Genomic DNA, 2,031 nt, shown 5'->3' with positions numbered 1-2,031 from the left:
GAGCCGATAAGCCACCTCGGTCTGCACCTGCTGGGTGGCGCTCTCCGAGCCGAAGTCGCGAACGGACTGGATCTCGGAGGCCCAGAGCACGTCCTGCTTCTTGAACTGGCGGCAGACGAAGGCGCGCATCTCGCGCCGATCCGGGATCTGCTGCTCATAAGCCGAGCCGCGCTCGGAGAACGGGATCAGCGAGAGCGTGCCGTCGCGGCTCTCGATCACGACGGTGCGGGAGCGCACGCCGCGCGGGCTGAAGAGGTTCGAGCCCGAGAGCAGCGCGGGCTTGTAGGGAATGTTCTCGAGCGCGCGGGTGAGCTCGACGATGGTGAAGGCATCGCCTTCGAAGATGTCCATGGTGGCCATGAGGATGCCTCTTGTCGGAATTGGATCAGCGGACGAGGATGCCCGCGGCGAGGAGCGCCGCATGGGCGGCCGCGATCTCGCCCTCGCTGGGCGTGCCGGCGAAGACGAGGTCGTGACGGTTGACGATGGCGGGGCCGCGAACGACGGCGACGGCGGGCGCATCGCCACCGGACGCATCCGCCTTGCCCCAGAGCACCGCGACGGCTGTCTCGGTGCCGTCGACGGCGGCGGGATCGTGCGCGGCGTATTTGCCCGAGGCGGTGATCTTGCCCAGCACCGTGCCGGGCTCGAGCGTGCCTGCCGCGACGGTGACCGTCTCTCGGGTGTAGTCGCGGAAGGCTTCCCAGACGAGGAAGCCGCCGGGGTGCGTGCCTTCAACCAGCGTGGTCATGGTGTCATCCTTTCAGCTTGAAGGTGCGGGCGACGACCTCGCCCCAGGGGCGCGCGGCCGAGGAGCGGCCGGGCTGCGGGTGATGGGGCGCGATCTCGGGCTCGGCCTCGGCCTTGGCGGCGAGGAGCGCGGCGCGCACCTCGTCGAGGCTCATGTCCTGTTCAAGGAAGCGACCCGCCATCTGCGGCTGGCCCGCGAGGCGGCAAAGATCGACGATGGCCCGGGCATGAACGATGGCCTCCGACCGGATCGCGGCGAGATCGGGCGGCGCAGCGCTCGGTGGCGGGGTTTCGGCGGGCGGCTCCGACGTGCCGGAGGCGGCGGCCGGCTCGTCCTTGGCTTCCGCGACCTCGTCGCCTTCGCTGGCGTCGTCGGCATCCTCGTCCGCTTCGATCTCGGCGCCGTCAGGCTCGGCGCCGGGCTCCGGTTCGGCTTCGACCTGCTCCACCAAAACCGGCGGCGCGTTGCGGAAGCGGCCGATGTCGAAGCGCGCGGCGATGCGGACAGGCTCGATCAGCCGGTCGGCGAAGCCCTGCGCCACGGCGTCACCTGCATCGAACCAGGTCTCGGACGCCATCAGCGCCGAGACCTCCTCGGGCGTCCGGCCGGATTTCGCGGCGTAGCCCGAAACGAGGCTGCCCTTCACCTTGTCGAGCGCTCGGCCATGGCGCGCATGTCCTCGGCCGTGCCCATGACAAGGCTGGCGGGGTCGTGGATCATCAGGAAGGCGTTTTCGGGCATGACGATCTCGTCGCCCGCCATGGCGATGTATGAGGCGGCCGAAGCGGCGATGCCGTCGATCCAGACCGTGACCGTGCCCTCGTGGCGCTTGATCGCGTTGTGGATCGCCACTGCGTCGAAGACGGACCCACCGGGGCTGTTCAGCCGCAGATCGACGGGCGTGCCCTCAGGCAACGCTCCGAGTTCGGCCAGAAAACCCTTCGCCGAGACCCCGTAGGCGCCGATCTCGTCATAGATCGCCACTTCCGCACCGGTCCCCCGGGCGCGGATCGCATACCAGTTTGCCATGTCGTCACTCCTGTTCGGTGGCCGGATCGGTCGCGTCGGCGCCGTCGTCCGTGTCGTTACCGGCGCCGTCGCCGGGCTCGGCCCGCGTCGCCGGCGTCGCGCGGGCGCCTTGCGTCTCGCCGGGGCTCGTGCGGTAGCGCAGGCCGAGATCCGTCGCGCGCGCGGCGTCGGCCGCGTTCTCGCGGTCGACTTCCTCGATGTCGTAGCCGGTGGCCTCGACCACCTTGCGCCGCGAGGTGATGCCGGCCTCC

4 protein-coding genes and 1 pseudogene are annotated in these 2,031 nt (G+C 70.3%); all 5 read right to left on the bottom strand.

Annotation, left to right across the window (positions count from 1 at the left end; translation table 11 throughout):
* A partial coding sequence (locus OCGS_RS09290; protein WP_040610867.1) for a major capsid protein occupies positions 1–360 on the bottom strand: 360 nt, incomplete at its 3' end.
* Positions 361–385: 25 nt separating this feature from the next.
* A complete protein-coding gene (locus tag OCGS_RS09285) occupies positions 386–751 on the bottom strand; it encodes a head decoration protein (RefSeq protein WP_007426985.1) in 366 nt (121 codons plus the stop codon).
* A gap of 4 nt (positions 752–755) precedes the next feature.
* Positions 756–1,397, bottom strand: a complete 642-nt coding sequence (locus OCGS_RS15540; protein ID WP_007426984.1) for a Clp protease/crotonase-like domain-containing protein — start codon at positions 1,395–1,397, stop codon at positions 756–758.
* Complete coding sequence (locus tag OCGS_RS15535; RefSeq protein WP_052026165.1) at positions 1,394–1,780, bottom strand: head maturation protease, ClpP-related; 387 nt, start codon at positions 1,778–1,780, stop codon at positions 1,394–1,396. The genes OCGS_RS15540 and OCGS_RS15535 overlap by 4 nt, the downstream gene beginning before the upstream one ends.
* Before the next feature lie 4 nt (positions 1,781–1,784).
* A pseudogene (locus OCGS_RS15320) lies at positions 1,785–2,031 on the bottom strand (phage portal protein); the annotation flags it as partial.

This window comes from Oceaniovalibus guishaninsula JLT2003 (genome assembly GCF_000299575.1).
Classification (GTDB): domain Bacteria; phylum Pseudomonadota; class Alphaproteobacteria; order Rhodobacterales; family Rhodobacteraceae; genus Palleronia; species Palleronia guishaninsula.
The sequence above is the reverse complement of the archived record's forward strand: the minus strand, read 5'-3'. Positions and strand labels throughout refer to the sequence as shown.

Coding starts and splice junctions, on each gene's coding strand:
- OCGS_RS09285 (WP_007426985.1), bottom strand. CDS start 751: ATGACCACGCTGGTTGAAGGCACGCACCCCGGCGGCTTCCTCGTCTGG.
- OCGS_RS15535 (WP_052026165.1), bottom strand. CDS start 1,780: ATGGCAAACTGGTATGCGATCCGCGCCCGGGGGACCGGTGCGGAAGTG.